This is a genomic window from Cupriavidus sp. SK-3, from assembly GCF_000611145.1.
GTDB lineage: Bacteria > Pseudomonadota > Gammaproteobacteria > Burkholderiales > Burkholderiaceae > Cupriavidus.
This window is the reverse complement of the sequence record NZ_JFJV02000209.1, coordinates 1-3,845: the sequence shown is the minus strand read 5'-3', so window position 1 is coordinate 3,845 and position 3,845 is coordinate 1. Positions and strand designations below refer to the sequence as shown.

3 protein-coding genes are annotated in these 3,845 nt (G+C 56.4%); 2 read left to right on the top strand and 1 reads right to left on the bottom strand.

All coding sequences use genetic code 11. From position 1 onward, the window contains the following. The first annotated feature begins 161 nt into the window (after positions 1-161). Positions 162-1,517 (top strand): TolC family protein, encoded by a 1,356-nt coding sequence (locus CF70_RS20055; RefSeq protein ID WP_081862255.1) that lies wholly within the window; start codon positions 162-164, stop codon positions 1,515-1,517. 423 nt (positions 1,518-1,940) lie between these two features. Here the strand turns inward: CF70_RS20055 and CF70_RS38690 are convergent, their stop codons facing one another. Further along, on the bottom strand, positions 1,941-2,294 hold the full coding sequence (locus CF70_RS38690) for a hypothetical protein (protein WP_035868464.1): 354 nt from the start codon (positions 2,292-2,294) through the stop codon (positions 1,941-1,943). 701 nt (positions 2,295-2,995) lie between these two features. On the opposite strand from CF70_RS38690, the gene CF70_RS20045 reads away from it, so the two are divergent. Then, positions 2,996-3,367, top strand: a complete 372-nt coding sequence (locus CF70_RS20045) for an EamA family transporter (RefSeq protein WP_035868469.1) — start codon at positions 2,996-2,998, stop codon at positions 3,365-3,367. Positions 3,368-3,845 lie beyond the last annotated feature (478 nt).

Genomic DNA, 3,845 nt, shown 5'->3' with positions numbered 1-3,845 from the left:
TGGAAGGCCGGAAAGCCCGACGGGCTCCTAGGCTGGGACAATGCAACGAGCCACCCAGCTATACAGCATTTGGCTGTGAAAGGCATTGGCGTACCACGTTTGCGAACAGGCGCTGCCTTGCCGAGATGGTTGCGCAAAAGTCCTAGTCCACAGGTCAGGCCATGATCGATCGCGCAATAAGACTACTCGCCGTGATAGCGTCATGTGGCGCGGCAATTCCTGCTCTCGGGCAACCTGCGACCGGCGTCGCTCCCTTCAATGGCGCACCTGCCATCCACCACCTGGCGTCTCCGTTAGCGAAGCCCGTCATCGAAGCCGAACCGATCGACGCTTCCCTTGGCGCCTTAACGCTGCGCAGCGCCATGGATGCCGGCTTGGCGCAAAACCGGGACGTGCAAATAGCGCGAGCCGCACTAACTGCCGCAAAAGGTGTTCTGGTCAATGCAGGAAAGCGGCCGAATCCAACGCTAACGGTGGGTGCCGGGCCCGGCTTAATTGGCCGTTACCAACCCCGCGACGCGGATGTACTGATCAACGTATCGCAGCTTATTGAGCGCGGCAACAAGCGCGAGCTGCGCAGCGAGGTGGCAAGTCTGGCGGCCGACGCCGCCCAACTGGATATCGAGGACACATTTCGCCAACTGCGCCTGGCATTGGCCAATGCCTACTTCGCATTGAAGCAGGCGCAAGACTTTGTGAGTCTCGCGCAGGCCACTAGAAATGCGTTTGCGCGAAGCCGCGAGGCCGCCGAGCTTCGACTCAAGGCTGGCGACATCGCGCGCGTGGACCTGATACGCCTTCGCGTCGAGGAAGGCCGCAGCGAGAACGAATTGCTGCAGGCGCACACCGATCTTGCCGTTGCCCAAGTGATGCTTGCCACGTTGCTTGCGCGAGAGCACGACGCTTCCTCAATCCGAGTCATCGATCCGTGGCCCGTTCCCGGCGATAGCATGTTAAAAAGCGACCGCATCGAGGCCTTGATGGACAGACGTCCAGATATAAGCGCAGCGATTGCACGAGTACACAGCCTCGAAGCGGCATTCGGCTTGGCCAAGGCGCAGCGTATTCGTGATGTGAATGTAGCGGTGATTGCTGAACGCAATCTTCCCGCCAATGGCGGTACCACGCTGGGCGTACAGTTGTCGATGCCGCTTTTTATCAACAACGACTATATGGGCGACATCGTACGCGCCGAGGCGGACCTAACGAGTGCCAAAATCAACCTTGAAAAATTGCGCACTAACGTACGTTCGGACGTCGACCGTGCACTAGCGCAATTTGAATCCGCACGCCAGCAACTCTTGCGCTTCGAGACGCAGATGCTACCAGACGCCCTCTCCGCTGCCCAAGCGGCCGAATTCGCGTACAAAAAGGGTGGCATCCCATTGACTGATCTTCTGGATGCCCGTCGGCAACTCTATGCCACGCAACGTGAATTGCTGGAATCGCGTAGGGACTTTGCCAACGCACGCGCAAGGCTCGAGTCCAGTCTAATTGATACGGACTTTCAATGGTAAGTCTATTTCTTGGAAAGGATGGCATTCGCTGGAGAAAACTACATGGCAAGCTGCCGAGCTTTAAAAAATATCGGCCGGCAAATTTTCATGCTATTTTCAGTCGGTCGTGATGTTAGGCTCTTTTTACTAACCTTTTAGAAATGGCGATCTCAAGAGTCAAGTGCATTTCATTGGTCGCCTGCATTGATGCTGCTGGAGGAACAGTGCCGTCCATTTTTATTGTCGAGTTTAATGACACGACTTGGCGCCGCGCACTCGTCGATTGAAAGGAATCTTGGCTGAATTGGATCCGCCGTGCGGGCGGTTTGTCACTGCGATCGTAGTCGTTCGCTAAGCGCTAAAGCCAGGGACCCTGACAGCACCGGGCGTCTCACGCATCCTTGGCAGTCTGTATTGAGGGAGTTGGTCAGGAATTTTTGCTTGTTAGCGTTCGGGATTGCGCCTGCCCCCTCTAATGTCCGCCACCATGGCCACCCCCATGCCCACTGCCATGCCCACCGCCATGCCCACCGCCATGCCCATCTCCGTAACTTCCACCATGGCCGGCACCATGGCCGCCTTCACTGTGTGCGCTGGCCGGGTGCCCGTTGTGACCACCAAAATATTGGCCGTAGTGACGACCGAAATGCCCGTCGTGGTTATCGCTAAAGTGACCCCCAATGGAACGATGCCGATGGTAATATAGCCTTGCCCCACTATATGGATGGTAAGGATAATAAGGCTGACTCCAGTAATATGGATATCTGGCGCCATAATAAGCATATGGGTAGAGAGCATCGTCGTAGGGTGCAACTGGACTCGCAATGCAACCGGACATCAATATCAAAAGCGTTGCGGTAGGTGCGGCAACTTGGAGGGCATTCATGTTTCTCGCCTCCTATTACGAATTCCTTTGCTCTGGGTGCCGGTAGAATCTTCTGGCACCCATGAACGTGGCGTTAGCATAGTAAACTTTACTCGTTCGCGCTCGATAATTCGATTTCTTTCGTGAATGTAATCATGAGCATAGAATAAGAGACACAGCGGCTGAAAATGTGCCGTACGATCGCCTCTTTAAAGCAATGGCGGTGGGATGTTGAAATGAAGTGTTGGAAGTCGTTAGCGCGCAATGTTGGCCTCATGTTCCTGTCAGGTCTTGTTGTGCCGTTTGATTTTTCGCATCGGCTCGCAGTTCGGCGTTCCCTTGGGCGCTCTGCACCGTCGGTCATAGCTGCATGGCCGAGCCAACAGGTCGCGCGCGCAGCTAGCACTCAAAAACGGCGGTTCTGTAAAGCGTGGAGCAAGCACCCCTTGGCGATAAGGCTACGTGTCCAGCGATGTTCCGAACGCACATTCAGCACGTCATAGCCCGTCCTTGTGACGAACCTAGGCCAGCTCGAAGATGTCTGGCAATGCCACGGCCGATCATTCTTCGTTCAGCCATCGGATTGGGAGGTGACGCTGGCGTACTTGATAGATCCTGAGAGACACGTCGCATGATGGCGCTATCCACTTTTGCTTTCCTTTTTTCCGGCGTTCTGTGCAACGCCGCGGCACAGTTGCTGTTGAAGGCCGGTGTCAGCACCGTGGGAGCTATCCCAGTGGAGCGTGCGGCGCTCGTGAATGCCGTATGGCAGGTATTGATCCAATGGCAAGTAGCCGCGGGCCTCGCGTTATATGGGATCGGCGTGGCAGTTTGGATTGTGGGTCTGTCGCGCATCGAGGTGTCGGTGGCTTACCCCATGTTGTCGGTGGGTTATGTGCTCAATGCTGTGGCTGCCTCCTGGCTACTTGGTGAAATGATTGGCCCGATGCGAGTGGCCGGCATGCTGCTGATCTTGGGCGGCGTGCTTTTGGTTGCCCGCTCCTGAAGTCGTTCCGCGCCGTACCGCTACGCACCTACCTTTCCAACAGGTGTCAAGTCATTATCAATGGCATTTCGGCCAATGCGTCCCCTGGCTTGTTCGCTTGTTCAAGGCCATGCCACGCTCAAGGCACACCATAATTACAGCATCGCAGTCCTGTCGGAAGCCGGCCATGCTGCCATCAGCGAGGAGCGCGGGCATCTCGCGCAGGCGGAGCGACATCTCGCAGTGGGACGTGTCCGCATCCACCACCAAATCGTCCTTATCCGCCAATTGCGCGCTGAAAATTTGAACGCCGGCTCGGCGTTGGCATTGTTTGGGCACGGACCGTGCCACGGCTAGTCCGCAGCAAGCGCCGCCAATTGATCATCCATAATTTGCTGAGCGCAATGCCATTCGCTCCGCAACGCGGTCCGTGATCGGCTTATTGCGACTTCTAGGAGTTCGTCGGAGTGTAAGCGAGTCGGCAGGGCCGTGGTGACTG

What these genes read in the sequence shown, in the direction of transcription:
- CF70_RS38690 (WP_035868464.1), bottom strand. Translation starts at nt 2,294, where the DNA reads ATGCTCTCTACCCATATGCTTATTATGGCGCCAGATATCCATATTACT.
- CF70_RS20055 (WP_081862255.1), top strand. Translation starts at nt 162, where the DNA reads ATGATCGATCGCGCAATAAGACTACTCGCCGTGATAGCGTCATGTGGC.
- CF70_RS20045 (WP_035868469.1), top strand. Translation starts at nt 2,996, where the DNA reads ATGGCGCTATCCACTTTTGCTTTCCTTTTTTCCGGCGTTCTGTGCAAC.